Source organism: Brucella sp. 22210 (assembly GCF_052045675.1).
Lineage (GTDB): Bacteria > Pseudomonadota > Alphaproteobacteria > Rhizobiales > Rhizobiaceae > Brucella.
The window spans coordinates 42,012-58,095 of record NZ_JBQEPD010000018.1; the positions used below are offsets into that span (position 1 = coordinate 42,012).

Sequence of the window (16,084 nt, forward strand, 5' to 3'; positions counted from 1 at the left end):
ATTTCTCAAAAAGGGCGGTTCTCCATGAGGCCGCCCTTTTTCATTTCCTTCACCGAATTGCATCGTCGGTAAGATAACGTTCCCACGTCCCGCTTTCCCGCCAGCGAAAACCAGTCTAGCTTGAAGCCTGTTTTCATGGCAGTTTTGCCTTGGGAGAATTCCTTGGCAACCGAATCGGGGGGACCGCGAAATGCAACTTTATTCAAGACCACTTTCCCCTTACTCAGCTTTTGTGCGCAGTGTCCTTTATCTGAAGGATCTGCCCTTCAAGCCGATCACTCTGCCCTATCCTTTCCCGGCTGATTTTGGTGAAATCACGCCTCTGCGCCGTGTTCCGGTGCTGATTACAAGTTCCGGCGAAACGCTTTTTGAAGCCGTTGTGATCGCCGAATATCTCGAAGATCATTTTCCTGAAAAGCCGCTTTTGCCCGGCACGCCGCGCCAGCGCGCGCTAATCCGGCTTCTGGCCCGCGTGATCGAGCTGGAAGTGCTCGGACCGGCAATGAAACTGTTCATCCTGCTGAGCAAACCGGAGCGCGACAGCGCAACCATCGATCGCCTGTTTGAAAAGCTGAACACCGGCTTGTCGGTGATCGAACATCGTCTTCCGGATACGTTCTACGCCGTCAGCGAAGAACCGACACTGGCTGATGCCTGGTTGCTGCCGGTGCGTTTTCTTATGGAACCGTTGAAGAAACTGTCGAACAAGCCGGATCTGCTGGACGCGTTTCCGAAATTCGATGCATATGCCGCGAAGGCAAAGCAGCACCCGGCCTTTGAGCGCATCTGGAACGAGATGAGCGACGGGCTGAAAGCCTTCATGCCGCATCTGGCTTAAAAGCCGGTAGCATCCCCGTTTCTCTCATTATTTTCGCATGCCGCCCTCAGTCCTCCCGGTGGCGTGCCCTTTTGGAGTTCGTTTCTTGACGAAAAAGACCATCGCTCTTATCGCCTTGCCTGCGATTGCGCTTCTTGCGGCCTGTACACCGCGCCCGGCCAGTGGGCCCGTCACGCAAAATGTCAGCAAGGCTGCGCTACCGACAATGGAACGCATCGCGCTGGCCGCCAATAGCTGCTGGTTCAAATCCAAGGACAAGGATTTCCGCAGCTATACGCTGGCGCCGGAACTGAATTCCTATAGCGGCCGTCCGCGTATTCTCGTTGTACCAGGCCATAACCCTGCAGCGCGCCCGCTGCTGGTTGTTCAGGCGGAAGGCAATCCAGCACGCGTCGAAACCTTCGGCCCGATGCTTCAGGAGAGCCATGGCAATCGCATCCTCAGCGACGTCAATCGCTGGGCATCCGGCCAGAAGGGCTGCTGAAATCAATAACCCCTCCCGCGATCTCACGGGAGGGGTTCATTCGATTGCATCACTCTTCAAAGATAAAGCGACACATATAAGTCGTATAGAATACCGGTCCACTTCCATCGGCTTGGGTTTTCCCATTCACTTTGCGCCTAGCTTCCGCAAGACCGGCTCTTTTTTCCGGACGGTAGGCTTCAAATTTCGTCCCGCCTGATGCCGATATCTTGCAGCTGCCGATCATCCAGTTCCCGGAGCATCCGCCTTGTCCGCTGCCTGTTCAGAGAAAATCGAACTGCATCGACAATCCATGTCCATACGCTGCTTATGCGTTGCGGCTCGTCCGAAGGCGGTTGAGCGCGCAATCTTGCGTTCAAATCACTCTCAAGATCGACATTCGGAAGAATGGTAATGACGTCAATTACTTCATTGGTTGATCTGATGTAGTTCATTACAGCAGCCTCCTAATTATAACATTAGCTTTATGCAAATGTTTCAATAATTAGTATGCTAACAACTTCATAAAAATTAACAATTACAACTAGTTGAGCCGGTTTTATCGCCCCCTATTTCTTTGAAAGAGCTACCGCGACATCCCTAATACATATCTCAATTATTGCAGGCGCAGATTTGCCAACCAGCGCCGCAATGCCGGACTTTACCTTGATATCTCTAACGGAGATGAAAACGCACTTTACGTGCTTCGCGTTCAGCCTCGCTTCTCTTGAGACCGATGTCGCGCAATTGTTCATCCGTCATTTCGTACAGCGCCAAGCGGCTGCGACGCATCATGCTGATGTATGAAAGCCAGTTCACAAATCGACGCAGCAGGCCCACATCCGTCCCCTCTCCCGTCGCAGCTGCCAGCTGGGCATGCAAGCCTTGAGGCAGGTCACTTATGCGATCAGCATCGGGTATCGGTAGAATTGTATCTATTGTCTCGGTCTGCGGCCTGAAGTAAAACATTGTTCGATCCATTTTTCTGCTCGTCAGATGTCCAAACGGACCAGATTTGAAGTTTACTCGCAGCAAATCTGGTTGCCGTGTCATCACTCAGCGTTGGAATGACTCTATAATTGACTCAGTAATCGATACAATTTATAAGTTGTCACCATGACAAATTGGATTCCTGACCTATCAAGCAGAACTGGTCCGCTTTACCTGCAATTGGCGGATGCCATTGAAGAAGCGATTGGCAATGGCGGATTGCCTGCGGGTGTAAAATTGCCGCCGCAACGCAATCTCGCTTTCGATCTAAAGGTGACAATCGGTACAATCGGTCGCGCCTATGCACTTGCCCATGAACGTGGCCTTGTCACCGGCGAAGTGGGACGCGGCACCTATGTGCTCGGCGAAGAGCCGTCCGAATCCGGACTTGTCCCGCCAGGACTGGTCGGCACAAAACCTACCGATGTGCCGATGGGCAAAATCCGGCTCGATTCCACATCGGCCCCAGAGGTTGGCCAGCACGAAGTGCTCGCCAGGATCAGCGCCGACATTCATCGCGATTTTCCCCAGGAGATTGCCAACTATTCGCGTCAGTTTCCGCAGCACTGGCTGGAAGCAGGCCAGAAATGGCTCAGCAGAGCTGGCTGGCAGCCCGATCTCGACAGCATTGTCATCACCAATGGCGCGCAGGCCGCGAGCATTGCCATCATCACGGCCTTTACCAATCCGGGCGACCGCATCCTGTTCGAAAATCTGACCTATGCGCAGATCAACCGTTCGGTGCGACTTCTCGGAAGGCGCACCATTCAGGCTGCACATGATGAATATGGCCTAATTCCGGAAGAGTTCGAGCGCGCCTGCCGCCAGCAGCACCCGACTTTGGCATTTCTCATGCCGACCCTGCACAATCCAACGCTTGCGACCATGACGGAGGAGCGGCGGCGCGCCATCGCCGATATTGCGCGACGCTATAATGTCTGGCTCATCGAGGACGATATCTACGGCGGCATGTGCGAAAGCGACATTCCGCTGCTGGCGAGTTTTGCGCCAGAGCGCACATTCGTCGTATCGAGCCTGTCCAAAGCGGTTGCCGCCGGCATACGCAGCGGATGGGTTTCCTGCCCGCCGCATTGCGCGCAGCGTGTGAAGGTCACACACAAGATGATGACGGGCGGCGTGGCTTTTCTTCTGGCTGAAACCGGCGCGCAGCTTGTGCTTTCCGGTGCAGCCGACGCCATTCGCGAGAAAAGCCGTATAGAAACAAAAGCGCGCGAGGAAATCGCGCGCCGCGTTTTCTCTGGCTTCGACTTTGTGTCCCGCCCCAATATTCCTTTCCTCTGGATGGGGCTGCCCGAGCCGTGGCTATCTGGCACATTCAAGGCTGCAGCCTATGAAAGCGGCATTCTGATTGATGATGAAGACGAGTTCAAAGCCGGTCGCGTCGATCAGATTTATCATCGCGTGCGCATCGCCTTCTCCTCCCCAATCGACCGGAACATCGTTGAGAGCAGTTTCCTGACATTGCGGCAACTGCTCGAAAACGAGCAGGCGGGCTATGAGGGCAGCGTATAAACGCTGCCCGTCACAGGACTGTTGGAGCCTAGATGCGGCAAGATGCTGAATCAGGCCGGGAAAGCGGCATTTTCCTGTCGCGCTTCCAACAGAGTTAGGTTAAAGAGACCCCTTGAAACCTTAGATGCCCAGCCTTCGGCGGAAGGTTTTCGGGTGCCACAGCCTGCGACGGGGTTGCCCATTCCCATGACTATTTCCAATTCCAATAATCGCGAAATCACGCCGGAACTCATCGAATCCCACGGCCTCAAGCCGGACGAGTATCAGCGTATTCTCGAATTGATCGGACGCGAGCCGAGCTTTACCGAACTCGGCATTTTCTCGGCCATGTGGAACGAGCATTGCTCTTACAAGTCCTCGAAGAAATGGCTTCGCACGCTGCCGACCACAGGTCCGCGCGTTATTCAGGGCCCCGGCGAAAATGCAGGCGTTGTCGACATTGGTGACGGCGATTGCGTCGTCTTCAAAATGGAGAGCCACAACCACCCGTCCTATATCGAGCCCTATCAGGGTGCAGCAACTGGCGTTGGCGGCATTCTGCGCGACGTGTTCACCATGGGCGCGCGTCCTGTTGCGGCAATGAACGCGCTGCGCTTCGGCGAGCCTGACCATCCGAAAACCCGTCATCTGGTATCGGGCGTCGTTTCCGGCGTCGGCGGCTATGGCAATGCCTTCGGCGTGCCGACCGTTGGCGGCGAAGTGAACTTCGACAAGCGCTATAACGGCAATATCCTCGTCAATGCATTTGCTGCCGGTCTTGCCAAGCATGACGGCATCTTCCTGTCGGAAGCCAAGGGCGTCGGCCTGCCGGTCGTCTATCTGGGTGCCAAGACAGGCCGCGACGGCGTCGGCGGCGCGACTATGGCTTCGGCTGAATTCGACGAATCGATTGATGAAAAGCGCCCCACCGTTCAGGTCGGCGATCCGTTTACTGAAAAATGCCTGCTCGAAGCCTGCCTTGAGTTGATGGCCTCCGGCGCGGTTATCGCCATTCAGGACATGGGTGCGGCTGGCCTCACCTGTTCGGCTGTTGAAATGGGCGCCAAGGGCGACCTCGGCATTGAACTCATTCTCGATCATGTTCCCGTCCGCGAAGAGAACATGACGGCCTATGAAATGATGCTTTCGGAAAGCCAGGAGCGCATGCTCATGGTTCTGAAGCCGGAAAAGGAAGCCGAAGCGCAGGCGATCTTCCGCAAGTGGGGCCTCGACTTCGCCATTGTCGGCAAGACCACCGACGATTTGCGTTTTCGCGTCATTCATCAGGGCGTGGAAGTCGCCAATCTGCCGATCAAGGATCTGGGCGACCAGGCACCGGAATATGATCGTCCGTGGATGGAACCGGGCAAGCACGCACCGCTCCCAGCCAGCAATGTGCCGCAGGTGGACGACTATTCGGCAGCGCTCCTCAAGCTCATCGGCTCGCCGGATCTTTCGTCGCGTCGCTGGGTCTACGAACAGTATGACACGCTCATTCAGGGCAATTCTTTGCAGGTTCCCGGCGGCGATGCCGGTGTGATCCGCGTTGAGGGCCATGACACCAAGGCGCTTGCCTTCTCGTCGGATGTGACGCCGCGTTATTGCGAAGCGGACCCATTCGAAGGCGGTAAGCAAGCTGTGGCCGAATGCTGGCGTAACATCACGGCGACCGGCGCAGAGCCGCTGGCTTCGACCGACAATCTGAACTTCGGCAATCCTGAAAAGCCGGAAATCATGGGCCAGCTCGTCAAGGCCATCGAAGGTATTGGCGAAGCCTGCCGCGCCCTCGATTTCCCGATCGTTTCGGGCAATGTTTCGCTTTATAACGAAACCAATGGTCAGGCCATTCTGCCGACCCCTACCATTGCTGGCGTCGGCCTTATCCCGGATTGGTCGCAGACGGCCAAGATCGGCGGCATGCAGGACGGCGACACGCTGGTTCTGCTTGGCGGCGACGGCTCGCATCTCGGCCAGTCGATCTATCTGCGCGATCTGTTCGACCGTGCAGACGGCCCTGCCCCGACCGTCGATCTTTCGATGGAAAAGCGCAACGGCGAGTTCGTCCGTTCGGCAATTCGCAACGGTCAGGTCACGGCCTGCCATGACCTGTCCGACGGCGGACTGGCAATTGCTGTCGCTGAAATGGCGATCAAGTCCGGCAAGGGTGCGACCCTCAATGCTGGCGACGGCCTGCCGCACGCTGTTCTGTTCGGTGAAGATCAGGCGCGCTATGTGATTGCTGCAACGCCGGAAATGGCCAAGCTCATTGCGCTTAATGCCGAGGGCGCAGGCGTTCCGTTCCGCATTCTGGGTCAAGTCGGCGGCGACCGTCTGACGTTTGGTGATACCGTTGATGCGAGCGTCGCAGAACTGACGCAGGCTTTCGAAGGATGGTTCCCGGGCTTCATGAGTGGTGAACCGGTCAGCGATAACTGATCGTAGCAAAGCGAACACGACTTCAACGCCCGGATGAATATCTCGTCCGGGCGTTTTGCTTGTATGGATCGCGTGTGTGGCATTTAAACATTAGACAGATACTCATTGACGTTCCACGATGGTGCGGTACGATTCGATGAATAACAACGATAAGAAGCTGGAAACGGCGGGAGTTTTTGCATGGCTATGGACGCTCATGAGATCGAAAAACTGATACGCGAAGGGATTCCCGGCGCAAAGGTGACGATCCGCGACCTTGCCGGAGACGGGGATCATTATGCAGCCGAAGTGGTCGCGGAGAGTTTCCGCGGCAAGTCGCGCGTGCAGCAGCATCAGATGGTCTATGACGCGCTGAAGGGCAACATGGGCGGCGTGCTTCACGCGCTCGCCCTGCAGACCAGCGTACCGGAATAAGGCAGGCGCTTTATTGAGCGGGCGACAATTGCTGCGGCAAGATGTTGCCCCCTTAAATCCTGCACTTCGCGCGTATTTGACTTGCTTTCACCCGAACGGGGTGGTTACGAGCATGTAAATGATTATATTGGGAGTGACCTCCCAATTATGCCGGAAATCGACCCGGCGAGTTTGTTTGAAGCGTGATGATGCCCATATGTTCTGACGACATTGGGCACACGCTCTGAAAGGAAACGAGATGACCGGCATTAACGATTTCATCGACAATGAAGTGAAGACCAACGACGTCGTGCTTTTCATGAAGGGCACGCCCGGCTTTCCGCAGTGCGGCTTTTCCGGTCAGGTCGTTCAGATTCTCGACTATCTCGGCGTCGACTATAAGGGCGTGAACGTGCTCGCCTCCGACGAGATTCGTCAGGGCATCAAGGAATATTCCAGCTGGCCAACCATCCCGCAGCTTTATGTGAAGGGTGAATTCGTCGGCGGCTGCGATATTGTGCGCGAAATGTTCCAGTCCAACGAACTACAAGCACTTTTTACCGATAAAGGTATTGCCACCAAGGCTGCTTGAGGATTAATAGCCGGTCATACGGCTTTAGTCTTAGCTTTTTATAAAGGCGCCGTTCATCGGCGCCTTTTCGTTTTTTTCCGACGGCAGCTTCTGCCGGGTGCCCCATTTTCGAGATTTCGACGTTCGCACCGCCCTTTTCAGGCGCGGCGCGTCATTATGCCAAGGAATGTCAGTCATGCCGATCGACATAAAGCACGCCTCGCCAGATCAAAAAACTTCCATGCACGGGCGTGGCGAATTCATTGCACTGATCGCAGCTATCATGGCCATCAATGCGCTGGCGGTTGATATCATGCTGCCCGGCCTGCCGCAGATTGGCGCGAGCCTCGGTGTGCAGTCGGAAAACCACGTTCAATTCGTGATCACCGCCTATCTGCTCGGCTTTGGTGTCTCACAGCTGTTCTATGGACCGCTCAGCGACCGTTTCGGCCGTCGCGCGCCACTGTTCGGCGGGCTGGTGATTTATGTACTGGCCGCACTCGGTGCCGCCATGGTCAAGGATTTCACCACACTCATCATCCTGCGCGTACTTCAGGGACTTGGCGCCGCCGGAACACGCGTTATTGCGGTTTCGGTGGTTCGTGACCGCTTTGCCGGACGCCAGATGGCGGAAGTCATGTCGCTGGTGATGATGATCTTCATGATCCTGCCCGTCATTGCACCAGCGACCGGACAACTGATCATGCTGTTCGGCGAATGGCACCTGATCTTCCTGTCCATGGCTATCATGGCGTTGATTGTGGGCATCTGGGCCTTTATCCGGCTGCCTGAAACGCTTCCGGCCGAACAGCGCCGTCCATTGACCGTCAAAAGCGTGATTGGCGGCTTCGGCATCGTGCTGTCCAACCGCGTCGCGCTGTTTTATATGCTTGGCACATCGTTCATCCTCGGCGCGCTGTTTGGCTATATCAATTCGGCGCAGCAGATCTTCGTGGAAATCTACAAGCTTGGTTCTTTGTTTCCGCTGGCCTTCGCAGCGGTTGCCATGACGCTGGCACTGGCTTCATTCCTCAACTCCCGACTGGTCGGGCGTTACGGTATGCGCCGCATTTCCCAGACGATGCTGCTGGTCTTCACCAGCTTCAGCCTGCTCTGGATGGTACTGTCGATTGTGCTGGTCGATCCTGTGCCATTCCCGTTGCTGATGGCGATCTACATGACCATCATGTTCTCGTTCAGCCTCGTGACCGCCAATTTCAATGCACTCGCCATGGAGCCGCTTGGCGAAGTGGCAGGCACGGCCTCGTCTGTGCTGGGCTTTGCCCAGACGGTCATCGGTGCTGCGCTGGGGGCGATCATCGGTCAGGCCTTTGATGGCACTACGACGCCTGTCGCGATGGGTTACGGCGTGCTTGGTTTCGTTGCACTGATCTGCGTGCTGATCGCCGAACGCGGCAAACTGTTCCGGGTGCAAAACCCGCCTGCCGAACATGTCGTCGGATAAGGCCCAAACGAAAAGCCCGCCAATTGGCGGGCTTTTTAGTTCTCATTCTTCCCAGAGCGCGGCCTGAATGGCTTGCCAACTTTCCTTGCTCGGTGCGGCCAATATGCCTCCGCCGATATGCGACGGATGATAATCGCTGCCATCCCAGCGAGCGAGATGGCCACCCGCTTCCTGATGGATCAGCGCGCCGGGCAAATGATCCCACGGCATGAGCTTGTTGTAGACGGCGAAATGCGCACCGCCTGTCGCGAGAATGCGATATTCATGCGCTGCGCAGCGGTAACCGATCTGCGACAGAAATTTCGTGTGATTGCGCGCCAGACGGGAACGCATCGGCTCCGCCGTATATTGCCATGAAATCGAGCCTGTCATCTGGTTGATACCAGCAGGTTCGGCAACGCGCACGTTGCGCGTGCTGCCGCTAGCATGGCGAACATAGCTACCGCTACCCTTTGCGGCCATGATCCAGTCATTGCCAACCGGATCGTGAATGATACCCGCTACGGTCTCGCCTTTCGACACAACGGCCAGCATCACACCAAAAAGCGGCACACCGGATGCGAAATTGAATGTGCCGTCCACCGGATCGATGGTGAAAGCAAAATCGGCATCGCCGAGTCCATCGAGCAAGGCTGGGTTATCGGAACAAGCTTCCTCACCCACGATCATAGCATCGGGATAACGCTCTTTGAGCTTCGCGGTGATAAAGCGCTCTGCATTGACATCAGCTTCCGTTACCAGATCGGCTGGCGATGTTTTCTGTCGGATATCGTCCGCATCAAGCTTGCGGAAACGTGGCATGATTTCCTGTTGGGCGGCTTCTGCCAAAAGATCGGCAAGCCAGTCGATCTGGCTTTCATCAAAGCGCACTGTCATTCCCCTCACTCTTCTCCTCATGCGGGCCAGCCATCAGGCCTGCGAAATCGAACAGCTTGCGGTCCAGCAAGTGGCTCGGACGCACATTGGTCATAGCGCGGATCATCGTGTCCTTACGGCCCGGCATGCGCTTTTCAATATCCGTCAGCATGGCCTTCATGGCATTGCGCTGGAGCCCTTCCTGGCTGCCGCACAGGTCGCATGGAATGATCGGAAACTGCATGGCCGTCGCAAACTTCTCAAGGTCGTCTTCCGCGGCATAGGCCAGCGGGCGGAAAACCATCAGGTCGCCTTCGTCGTTCAGAAGCTTCGGCGGCATCGCGGCGAGACGTCCGCCATGGAACAGGTTCATGAAGAAGGTCTCGAGGATATCCTCGCGATGATGGCCGAGAACAATGGCCGAGCAGCCTTCCTCACGCGCAATACGATAGAGGTTGCCGCGACGCAGGCGCGAACAGAGCGAGCAATAGGTGCTCGTCTCTGGCAGCTTTTCCGTCACGATCGAATAGGTGTCCTGATATTCGATGCGATGCTCGATGCCATAGCGATTCAGGAAATCGGGCAGAATGTGCTTTGGAAAATTCGGTTGCCCCTGATCCAGATTGACGGCCAGCAGTTCCACCGGCAGCAGGCCGCGCCATTTGAGGTCGAGCAGCAGCGCCAGCAGGCCATAGGAATCCTTGCCGCCGGACAGACAGATCATCCAGCGCTCGCCCGGCTTCACCATCCCGAAATCTTCGATAGCCTGACGCGTCAGACGCAGAAGGCGCTTGCGCAGCTTGTTGAATTCAACCGAAGTGGGCACTTCGCGAAACAGCGCATGGCAACCGTCTCCGCTGGCGTCTTCCGATATACCGGGCGAATTATCGGGCGCAATGTTCAGATCGAAAGCGTTCATGGTTCTTCTCGGATGCTGTCTCGTACTGCGCTTTACATACAGAAAAGCCGCCCATGGGGAAACCATGGGCGGCCATTTCTTTGCGATAAGTGGTGCCCGAAGGCGACCAGATTAACGCGAATAGAATTCGACGACGAGGTTCGGTTCCATCTGGACGGCGTAAGGCACATCCGTCAGGGTCGGAACGCGGGCGTAGGTCGCAACCATCTTGTTGTGATCTGCTTCGATGTAGTCAGGTACATCGCGTTCTGCGAGCTGAACAGCTTCGAGAACAACAACCAGCTGCTTCGACTTTTCACGAACTTCAATAACGTCACCGGCCTTCAGGCGGAAGGACTGGATGTTGACGCGACGGCCATTCACGTTCACGTGACCGTGGTTGATGAACTGGCGTGCAGCGAAGATCGTCGGAACGAACTTTGCGCGGTACACAACAGCGTCCAGACGCGATTCGAGAAGACCGATCAGGTTTTCACCCGTGTCGCCCTTGCGGCGAGCGGCTTCGTCATAGGTCTTGCGGAACTGCTTTTCCGAGATATCGCCGTAGAAACCCTTGAGCTTCTGCTTGGCGCGCAGCTGCACACCGAAGTCCGAGAGCTTGCCCTTGCGGCGCTGGCCGTGCTGGCCCGGGCCATATTCACGACGGTTAACCGGGGACTTCGGACGGCCCCAGATGTTTTCGCCAAGACGGCGGTCAATCTTATACTTTGCGGATTCGCGCTTGCTCATCGCATTTCCTTCAAAAAGTTAGTGCGCCATACGGCGCAGACAGGAAACGCGCCCTCCTCTGCCCTCCGTTTTCGAGGACTGACAGGATGAAGCGCGCAGCAGCGATCTCCATCCACGGGACACGTCAAATGAAACGCCAGCGCGTTAAAGCGCCAGCGATGGCGGGCTTTTAGTCATGTGCATGTCATCTTGTCAAGTTCGAACGCTTGCCAAAGCCCTGATAACCGGGCGTTTAAAGCGTTTTTTACCGTCCTTTGCAACATATTGCCATCAAGCGTGAAGGAACGTGGCCTCTATTTACCGCATTATGCAGTCGGGGCTGTAGAATATGAGGTGTACATCGGTGTTGCTGGTCCTGCCCCGTTTCCTATCCCGCAAAGATTCGATTACCGCAATTCTCACCCTCAGTTTACTCGCTCCGGCTGGAGCGGCGATCCTTTACCCTCAGCCCGCCCACGCGCAGACATTCATCGAAAAAATCCTGAAACGCGACGCGCAAAAGGCAAAGCAGCAGCGCAAGCGCCCGTCGGCGAAGCCGCAAAAGAAGCGGCAAAGCAAGCAGCCTGCCCCCCGACAGGAACAGAAAACGCCGGAAAGGCCAATATCCCAGTCCGCATTGCCTGTGGTTGTTCCCGTTCCGACACCTGCTCCCAGACCGGAACCGGTCCCGGAGGCAGCGCCAGTGCCGACGCCAGCCCCGGCACCGGCACCGGAAACCAAGCCGGATGAGAAACCCGAACCGAAAAACGAGGCCCAGCCTGCTGTCATCGTACCACCTGAAAAGCCAACCCCGCCGGAACATGCCGAGCCGAAACAGCCGGAACCTGCGAAACCCGCCCCTGACGAGCGTGTCTATCAGGTCGCCTGCCCTGCGCTCATTTCCGGCGACGTCGAAGGCAAGCTCCTGTCGCCCATCGAAGATGGCGCGCAATGCGGCGTTCATTCGCCGCTATCACTGACGGCAATCGGCAAGGACGAACCGCTCAAGCTCGCAAACCCCGTCACGACGAACTGCGCCATGGCGGTGACACTGGCCCAGTGGAGCAACGACGTGAAAAGTGCTGCCCACGATATTTACGGCAAGGACGTCAAGATTACGCAAATCGGCACCGGCTCTGATTATCAATGCCGCAAGGTGAACGGCGCATCGACAGGCCGCGTCTCCGAACATGCATTTGGCAATGCGCTCGACATCATGTCGTTCACGTTCTCTGACGGCAGCAAGACGGAGCTGGAAAGCGGCTGGAACGGAGCCGACAAGGAAAAGGCCTTTTGGCGCGCCGTGCATGGCGCAAGCTGCAAGCTATTCATGACTGTTATCGGCCCCGATGGCGATGCGGCGCATCGCACCAATATGCATCTTGATCAGGGGTGTCATGGCAAAACCTGCACAGCACGCATATGCCAGTAAGGTGGTCACGAGAGTTTTACTCTAACCGCCCGGAATTCATAAAAAAATCCAAATCCGGTTTCTAATTTGATGCGGTATTATCGATTCCAGAACGGTTCCGCTTGAGATAGAATCGTTGGAAGCGCTCTTGTTGCTTATTTTGCACGGTTTCCGAAAAGGATGTGGGGCATGCAATTGACTAAAATTATACTTTCCACCATTTGCGCAATCGGCTTTGCGAGCGCCGCCCACGCGGACGCCGTTCCGAAACGCTCGAAAGATTTTACCGGAAATTACCAGACTTTGGTCAAGGACCAGCACGCCTCGCCGCAGGTCGCCGATTGCGTGGCCAGCGGCTATGATCTGGTGAAGAAGGACAAGAAATATGATCGTCTGGGCTTTACCAAGGATGATATTTCATCGGCAACGACCAATGATACTTCGTCGAAGTTCAGCACCAAGGACCCGCGCAAGGTATCAGCCGTGATCTCCGTGCTGGGCGAAGCGCGCATCAAGAGCACAGGCTATAAGTGGGATGGCGTCAACCTGCGTTGCGGCATCACCAATGGCAAGCTGACCGCCATCGAGCTGGTTCAAACCAAAGCCGCCGAGTAAACCCACCCGCGACTGCCAGACCGAAGAGGCCCCTTGATTACAAATCAGGAGGCCTTTTTGTCGTCGGCATGCTCAGGCAGTCCTTTGCGCTTGGTCTCCGCAAATTCCTCCAGTTCCTTCTCGGTCATCGATTCATACATTTCCTTCGATGCACCGAAAAGCTCACTGAGCTTGATCTCGCCGCGCTTGGCCGCAAGCGCGGCACCGGCAGCTTTCTGTTGGGCTTGAGATTTTGCAGGCATGGAATCGTCTCCTGTTACGCCGCCCCAAGGCCAACGTGCCGGACAGGAATCAGTTCCAGCCTGCTATTCCTGTTCGCTATCGAAACGGGAGCGAGCGCTGCGCAACGCCGTCCGGTTTGCAACCGCCCATTGACCCAGACTGTCGATAGGTCCCGCCAGTGAATGGCCAAGCTCTGTCAGCGAATATTCAACCTCCGGCGGTGATGTCGGGCGCACATGCCGCGACACCAGCCCGTCGCGCTCGAGCGAGCGCAGCGTAACTGTCAGCATACGCTGCGAGATTCCTTCAATTTCACGCCGTAAGGCATTGAAACGCATAGAGCCGCTTTGCAAACTGAATACAACCAGAATGCTCCATGTGTCGCCGACACGGTCAAGCACGTCACGGATCGGGCAAGACCCCTTGCCGTCCGTCTCAAAGGCCGGCGTTGAAGACAATAGCGGCGTCTTGGCGTCTGGTCGTGTTGGTATCGTCATGGTCATTCTTATCACATACTCGCTTCATCGGATCAAACCGGATGCTTCGGTATTACCTCCCGGTTGCAACGATCAGGCTTTTGGTCGGCGCCCGAGCTGGCAATCTTCCCCATACCTCGCCTTGCGCCAACGCTGATCACCTTGCCTTTTGGGCGGTTACTTCCATGTTTCTTACCCATGTAGAAGTGCGTTCTTCACAAGCCTTCAAGCCTGACATATGTAGTTACCAGAAATAACCTGCTTATGAAACATACCTTAAACCGCAACGCTATTAAAGCGTAAGGAAGGAATTGGAATGGCTAAAATCGCACTCATCGGCGCGACGGGTTTTGTTGGCGCGGCAATCCTAAAAGAAGCCGCATCGCGCGGTCATCATGTTACAGCGCTGGTTCGCCACCCGGAAAAGCTTGAACAGCTTGCTAATGTGACCGCCGTCAAGACGGACGTGTACGACACGGACGCGTTGGCCAAGCAGCTTTCCGGACAGGACATCATCATTTCCGCTTTCAATCCGGGCTGGGGCGACACGAATATTCGTGAGAACCACATCAAGGGCAGTCGCTCGATCAATGAGGCTGCCAAGAAGGCAGGCGTCAAGCGCCTGATCGCTGTTGGCGGCGCGGGCAGCCTTTCGATCAACGGCCAGCAGCTTGTCGATTCCGCTGAATTCCCCGCAGAATGGAAAGAAGGCGCGCTCGGCGCTCGTGAAGCCCTGAACGAACTGCGCAAGGAAGACGGCCTAGACTGGACCTTCGTATCCCCCGCAATCATGCTCCAGCCCGGTGAACGCACAGGTCAATATCGTCTTGGCGGCGACGAGCCGGTTTTCAACGATAAGGGCGAAAGTGCTATTTCGGTCGCCGATCTGGCCGTCGCCATTGTGGATGAGGCCGAACAGGGCAAGCATATCGGCAAGCGATTCACGGCAGCCTATTGATTGTAGCATCTTGATCGTGTTTCGATCCTATCGAAGCAGATCGAGAACTGCATTCGCATCGAAGCCGGGTGGCAAAAGCCATCCGGCTTTATTGATTAAGAACAACAGGCGGAAACCTCATGGAACTGGGAATCTATACCTTTGGCGATCTTGGCCCAGACCTGGAAACCGGCAGGCCCATCTCGCCGCAACAGCGTATCAGCAATCTGATCGAGGAGATTGAGCTGGCCGATCAGGTGGGGCTTGATGTTTTCGGCCTTGGCGAACACCATCGGCCCGACTATTCCGTATCCGCACCCGCAGTTGTTCTGGCCGCCGCAGCCTCGCGGACAAAAAACATCCGGCTGACGAGCGCAGTCACTGTTCTCTCCTCCGATGATCCCGTGCGTGTTTATCAGCAGTTTTCAACGCTCGACCTGATCTCGAATGGGCGCGCCGAAATCATGGCCGGACGCGGCTCCTTCATCGAATCCTTCCCGCTCTTCGGGTACAATCTCGACGATTACGACACGCTTTTTGCCGAGAAGCTCGATCTGCTTCTGACCATTCGCGACAATGAACGCGTGAGCTGGACCGGGACAACGCGTGCGGCCATCGACGGGCGGGGCGTCTATCCTCGTGCTGTCCAGCAAACACTCCCCATATGGCTTGCTGTCGGCGGCACGCCAGCTTCGATCGGTCGCGCCGCCCTTCTCGGACTACCATTGGCGCTTGCCATCATCGGTGGTTATCCGGAGCGGTTTGCACAACTGACCGATTTCTATCGCGAAGCTGGCGCAAAAGCCGGTCATGCGCCGGAAAAGCTCAAAGTTGGAATCAACTCGCACGGCTATGTCGCTGAAAATGCACAACAAGCGGCGGATGAGTTTTATCCGTCTTATTCGCATGTCATGGCAAAACTTGGCCGCGAACGCGGCTGGCCGCCGACCACGCGAGAGCAATTCGATGCCATGCGTGAGCCGCGTGGATCGCTTCTGGTGGGCAGTCCGCAGCAGGTCATCGACAAGATCCTGACCCAGCACAGCTACTTCAAGCACGACCGCTTTCTTTTCCAGACAGCACTCGGCAATCTGCCGCATAAATATACGATGAAATCGATTGAGCTGTTTGGCACCAAGGTTGCACCGGAAGTGCGCAAAGCGCTAGGCGTGCCATCCGTGGCATAAAGAAAAGCCCGGTCTCACGACCGGGCTCTTTAAAACACATTATCCTGCGCATCGAAGCGGGATCAGAAATCAGTCCAGTGGACTGA

The 16,084-nt window shown here is 56.1% G+C and carries 19 protein-coding genes and 1 pseudogene; 11 read left to right on the forward strand and 9 right to left on the reverse strand.

Annotation, left to right across the window (positions count from 1 at the left end):
- Window positions 1-5 precede the first annotated feature (5 nt).
- Window positions 6-206, reverse strand: coding sequence for a hypothetical protein (locus ACTJKP_RS19075; protein WP_440631791.1), 201 nt, complete (start codon window positions 204-206; stop codon window positions 6-8).
- Here ACTJKP_RS19075 and ACTJKP_RS19080 point away from each other — a divergent pair.
- Both ACTJKP_RS19080 and ACTJKP_RS19085 read left to right on the forward strand, forming a co-directional pair.
- A complete protein-coding gene (locus ACTJKP_RS19080; protein ID WP_078338454.1) occupies window positions 191-838 on the forward strand; it encodes a glutathione S-transferase family protein in 648 nt (215 codons plus the stop codon). The two genes, ACTJKP_RS19075 and ACTJKP_RS19080, sit on opposite strands and share 16 nt — an antisense overlap.
- An 85-nt stretch (window positions 839-923) precedes the next feature.
- Window positions 924-1,322, forward strand: coding sequence for a hypothetical protein (locus ACTJKP_RS19085; protein ID WP_113533537.1), 399 nt, complete (start codon window positions 924-926; stop codon window positions 1,320-1,322).
- 179 nt (window positions 1,323-1,501) lie between these two features.
- Here ACTJKP_RS19085 and ACTJKP_RS19090 read toward each other — a convergent pair whose 3' ends face one another.
- Together ACTJKP_RS19090 and ACTJKP_RS19095 are read right to left on the reverse strand one after the other, a co-directional pair.
- Complete coding sequence (locus tag ACTJKP_RS19090; protein ID WP_440631792.1) at window positions 1,502-1,756, reverse strand: DUF1127 domain-containing protein; 255 nt, start codon at window positions 1,754-1,756, stop codon at window positions 1,502-1,504.
- A 220-nt stretch (window positions 1,757-1,976) separates the two neighbouring features.
- A complete protein-coding gene (locus ACTJKP_RS19095; RefSeq protein WP_440631793.1) occupies window positions 1,977-2,282 on the reverse strand; it encodes a DUF1127 domain-containing protein in 306 nt (101 codons plus the stop codon).
- A 135-nt stretch (window positions 2,283-2,417) separates the two neighbouring features.
- Here ACTJKP_RS19095 and ACTJKP_RS19100 point away from each other — a divergent pair, with 135 nt between their 5' ends.
- The 4 genes from ACTJKP_RS19100 to grxD all read left to right on the forward strand — a co-directional run bounded on the left by ACTJKP_RS19100 (window position 2,418) and on the right by grxD (window position 7,224).
- Window positions 2,418-3,824: a PLP-dependent aminotransferase family protein gene (locus ACTJKP_RS19100; protein WP_440631794.1), complete on the forward strand. Its 1,407-nt coding sequence runs from the start codon at window positions 2,418-2,420 to the stop codon at window positions 3,822-3,824.
- A gap of 186 nt (window positions 3,825-4,010) precedes the next feature.
- Entirely contained in the window at window positions 4,011-6,239 is a 2,229-nt protein-coding gene (purL, locus tag ACTJKP_RS19105; RefSeq protein ID WP_440631795.1) for a phosphoribosylformylglycinamidine synthase subunit PurL, read from the forward strand.
- A 180-nt stretch (window positions 6,240-6,419) separates the two neighbouring features.
- Window positions 6,420-6,653 carry a BolA/IbaG family iron-sulfur metabolism protein gene (locus tag ACTJKP_RS19110; protein WP_007874594.1) on the forward strand — a complete coding sequence of 78 codons (234 nt, stop codon included), beginning with the start codon at window positions 6,420-6,422 and terminating at the stop codon, window positions 6,651-6,653.
- A 238-nt stretch (window positions 6,654-6,891) separates the two neighbouring features.
- On the forward strand, window positions 6,892-7,224 hold the full coding sequence (gene grxD / locus ACTJKP_RS19115; RefSeq protein WP_078338449.1) for a Grx4 family monothiol glutaredoxin: 333 nt from the start codon (window positions 6,892-6,894) through the stop codon (window positions 7,222-7,224).
- A 30-nt stretch (window positions 7,225-7,254) separates the two neighbouring features.
- Here grxD and ACTJKP_RS19120 read toward each other — a convergent pair whose 3' ends face one another.
- Complete coding sequence (locus tag ACTJKP_RS19120) at window positions 7,255-7,413, reverse strand: hypothetical protein (RefSeq protein WP_162762612.1); 159 nt, start codon at window positions 7,411-7,413, stop codon at window positions 7,255-7,257.
- Between ACTJKP_RS19120 and ACTJKP_RS19125 the strand changes: the two genes are divergently transcribed.
- Complete coding sequence (locus ACTJKP_RS19125; RefSeq protein ID WP_440631796.1) at window positions 7,400-8,668, forward strand: multidrug effflux MFS transporter; 1,269 nt, start codon at window positions 7,400-7,402, stop codon at window positions 8,666-8,668. The two genes, ACTJKP_RS19120 and ACTJKP_RS19125, sit on opposite strands and share 14 nt — an antisense overlap.
- Before the next feature lie 42 nt (window positions 8,669-8,710).
- On the opposite strand, the gene ACTJKP_RS19130 is transcribed toward ACTJKP_RS19125, so the two are convergent.
- The 3 genes from ACTJKP_RS19130 to rpsD form a co-directional block, all read right to left on the reverse strand.
- Window positions 8,711-9,538 (reverse strand): inositol monophosphatase family protein, encoded by an 828-nt coding sequence (locus ACTJKP_RS19130; RefSeq protein ID WP_440631808.1) that lies wholly within the window; start codon window positions 9,536-9,538, stop codon window positions 8,711-8,713.
- Entirely contained in the window at window positions 9,528-10,442 is a 915-nt protein-coding gene (gene ttcA, locus ACTJKP_RS19135; RefSeq protein ID WP_440631797.1) for a tRNA 2-thiocytidine(32) synthetase TtcA, read from the reverse strand. The genes ACTJKP_RS19130 and ttcA overlap by 11 nt, the downstream gene beginning before the upstream one ends.
- A 111-nt stretch (window positions 10,443-10,553) precedes the next feature.
- Entirely contained in the window at window positions 10,554-11,171 is a 618-nt protein-coding gene (gene rpsD, locus ACTJKP_RS19140; RefSeq protein ID WP_440631798.1) for a 30S ribosomal protein S4, read from the reverse strand.
- A 355-nt stretch (window positions 11,172-11,526) separates the two neighbouring features.
- Here rpsD and ACTJKP_RS19145 point away from each other — a divergent pair, with 355 nt between their 5' ends.
- Both ACTJKP_RS19145 and bspC read left to right on the forward strand, forming a co-directional pair.
- Window positions 11,527-12,582 (forward strand): extensin-like domain-containing protein, encoded by a 1,056-nt coding sequence (locus ACTJKP_RS19145; protein ID WP_440631809.1) that lies wholly within the window; start codon window positions 11,527-11,529, stop codon window positions 12,580-12,582.
- 168 nt (window positions 12,583-12,750) lie between these two features.
- Complete coding sequence (gene bspC / locus ACTJKP_RS19150) at window positions 12,751-13,176, forward strand: type IV secretion system effector BspC (RefSeq protein WP_440631799.1); 426 nt, start codon at window positions 12,751-12,753, stop codon at window positions 13,174-13,176.
- 44 nt (window positions 13,177-13,220) lie between these two features.
- On the opposite strand, the gene ACTJKP_RS19155 is transcribed toward bspC, so the two are convergent.
- Together ACTJKP_RS19155 and ACTJKP_RS19160 are read right to left on the reverse strand one after the other, a co-directional pair.
- Window positions 13,221-13,418, reverse strand: coding sequence for a DUF3008 family protein (locus ACTJKP_RS19155; protein WP_440631800.1), 198 nt, complete (start codon window positions 13,416-13,418; stop codon window positions 13,221-13,223).
- A gap of 63 nt (window positions 13,419-13,481) precedes the next feature.
- Window positions 13,482-13,895: a winged helix-turn-helix transcriptional regulator gene (locus ACTJKP_RS19160; protein ID WP_078338443.1), complete on the reverse strand. Its 414-nt coding sequence runs from the start codon at window positions 13,893-13,895 to the stop codon at window positions 13,482-13,484.
- A 280-nt stretch (window positions 13,896-14,175) separates the two neighbouring features.
- Here ACTJKP_RS19160 and ACTJKP_RS19165 point away from each other — a divergent pair.
- Together ACTJKP_RS19165 and ACTJKP_RS19170 are read left to right on the forward strand one after the other, a co-directional pair.
- Window positions 14,176-14,832, forward strand: a pseudogene (locus ACTJKP_RS19165) (NAD(P)-dependent oxidoreductase); the annotation flags it as partial.
- 119 nt (window positions 14,833-14,951) lie between these two features.
- Window positions 14,952-15,998 (forward strand): LLM class flavin-dependent oxidoreductase, encoded by a 1,047-nt coding sequence (locus tag ACTJKP_RS19170; RefSeq protein WP_440631801.1) that lies wholly within the window; start codon window positions 14,952-14,954, stop codon window positions 15,996-15,998.
- Window positions 15,999-16,084: the final 86 nt, after the last annotated feature.

What these genes read in the sequence shown, in the direction of transcription:
- ACTJKP_RS19090 (WP_440631792.1), bottom strand. Translation starts at nt 1,756, where the DNA reads ATGAACTACATCAGATCAACCAATGAAGTAATTGACGTCATTACCATT.
- bspC (WP_440631799.1), top strand. Translation starts at nt 12,751, where the DNA reads ATGCAATTGACTAAAATTATACTTTCCACCATTTGCGCAATCGGCTTT.
- purL (WP_440631795.1), top strand. Translation starts at nt 4,011, where the DNA reads ATGACTATTTCCAATTCCAATAATCGCGAAATCACGCCGGAACTCATC.
- grxD (WP_078338449.1), top strand. Translation starts at nt 6,892, where the DNA reads ATGACCGGCATTAACGATTTCATCGACAATGAAGTGAAGACCAACGAC.
- rpsD (WP_440631798.1), bottom strand. Translation starts at nt 11,171, where the DNA reads ATGAGCAAGCGCGAATCCGCAAAGTATAAGATTGACCGCCGTCTTGGC.
- ACTJKP_RS19160 (WP_078338443.1), bottom strand. Translation starts at nt 13,895, where the DNA reads ATGACGATACCAACACGACCAGACGCCAAGACGCCGCTATTGTCTTCA.
- ACTJKP_RS19095 (WP_440631793.1), bottom strand. Translation starts at nt 2,282, where the DNA reads ATGGATCGAACAATGTTTTACTTCAGGCCGCAGACCGAGACAATAGAT.
- ACTJKP_RS19080 (WP_078338454.1), top strand. Translation starts at nt 191, where the DNA reads ATGCAACTTTATTCAAGACCACTTTCCCCTTACTCAGCTTTTGTGCGC.
- ACTJKP_RS19170 (WP_440631801.1), top strand. Translation starts at nt 14,952, where the DNA reads ATGGAACTGGGAATCTATACCTTTGGCGATCTTGGCCCAGACCTGGAA.
- ACTJKP_RS19120 (WP_162762612.1), bottom strand. Translation starts at nt 7,413, where the DNA reads ATGTCGATCGGCATGACTGACATTCCTTGGCATAATGACGCGCCGCGC.
- ACTJKP_RS19100 (WP_440631794.1), top strand. Translation starts at nt 2,418, where the DNA reads ATGACAAATTGGATTCCTGACCTATCAAGCAGAACTGGTCCGCTTTAC.
- ttcA (WP_440631797.1), bottom strand. Translation starts at nt 10,442, where the DNA reads ATGAACGCTTTCGATCTGAACATTGCGCCCGATAATTCGCCCGGTATA.
- ACTJKP_RS19110 (WP_007874594.1), top strand. Translation starts at nt 6,420, where the DNA reads ATGGCTATGGACGCTCATGAGATCGAAAAACTGATACGCGAAGGGATT.
- ACTJKP_RS19125 (WP_440631796.1), top strand. Translation starts at nt 7,400, where the DNA reads ATGCCGATCGACATAAAGCACGCCTCGCCAGATCAAAAAACTTCCATG.
- ACTJKP_RS19155 (WP_440631800.1), bottom strand. Translation starts at nt 13,418, where the DNA reads ATGCCTGCAAAATCTCAAGCCCAACAGAAAGCTGCCGGTGCCGCGCTT.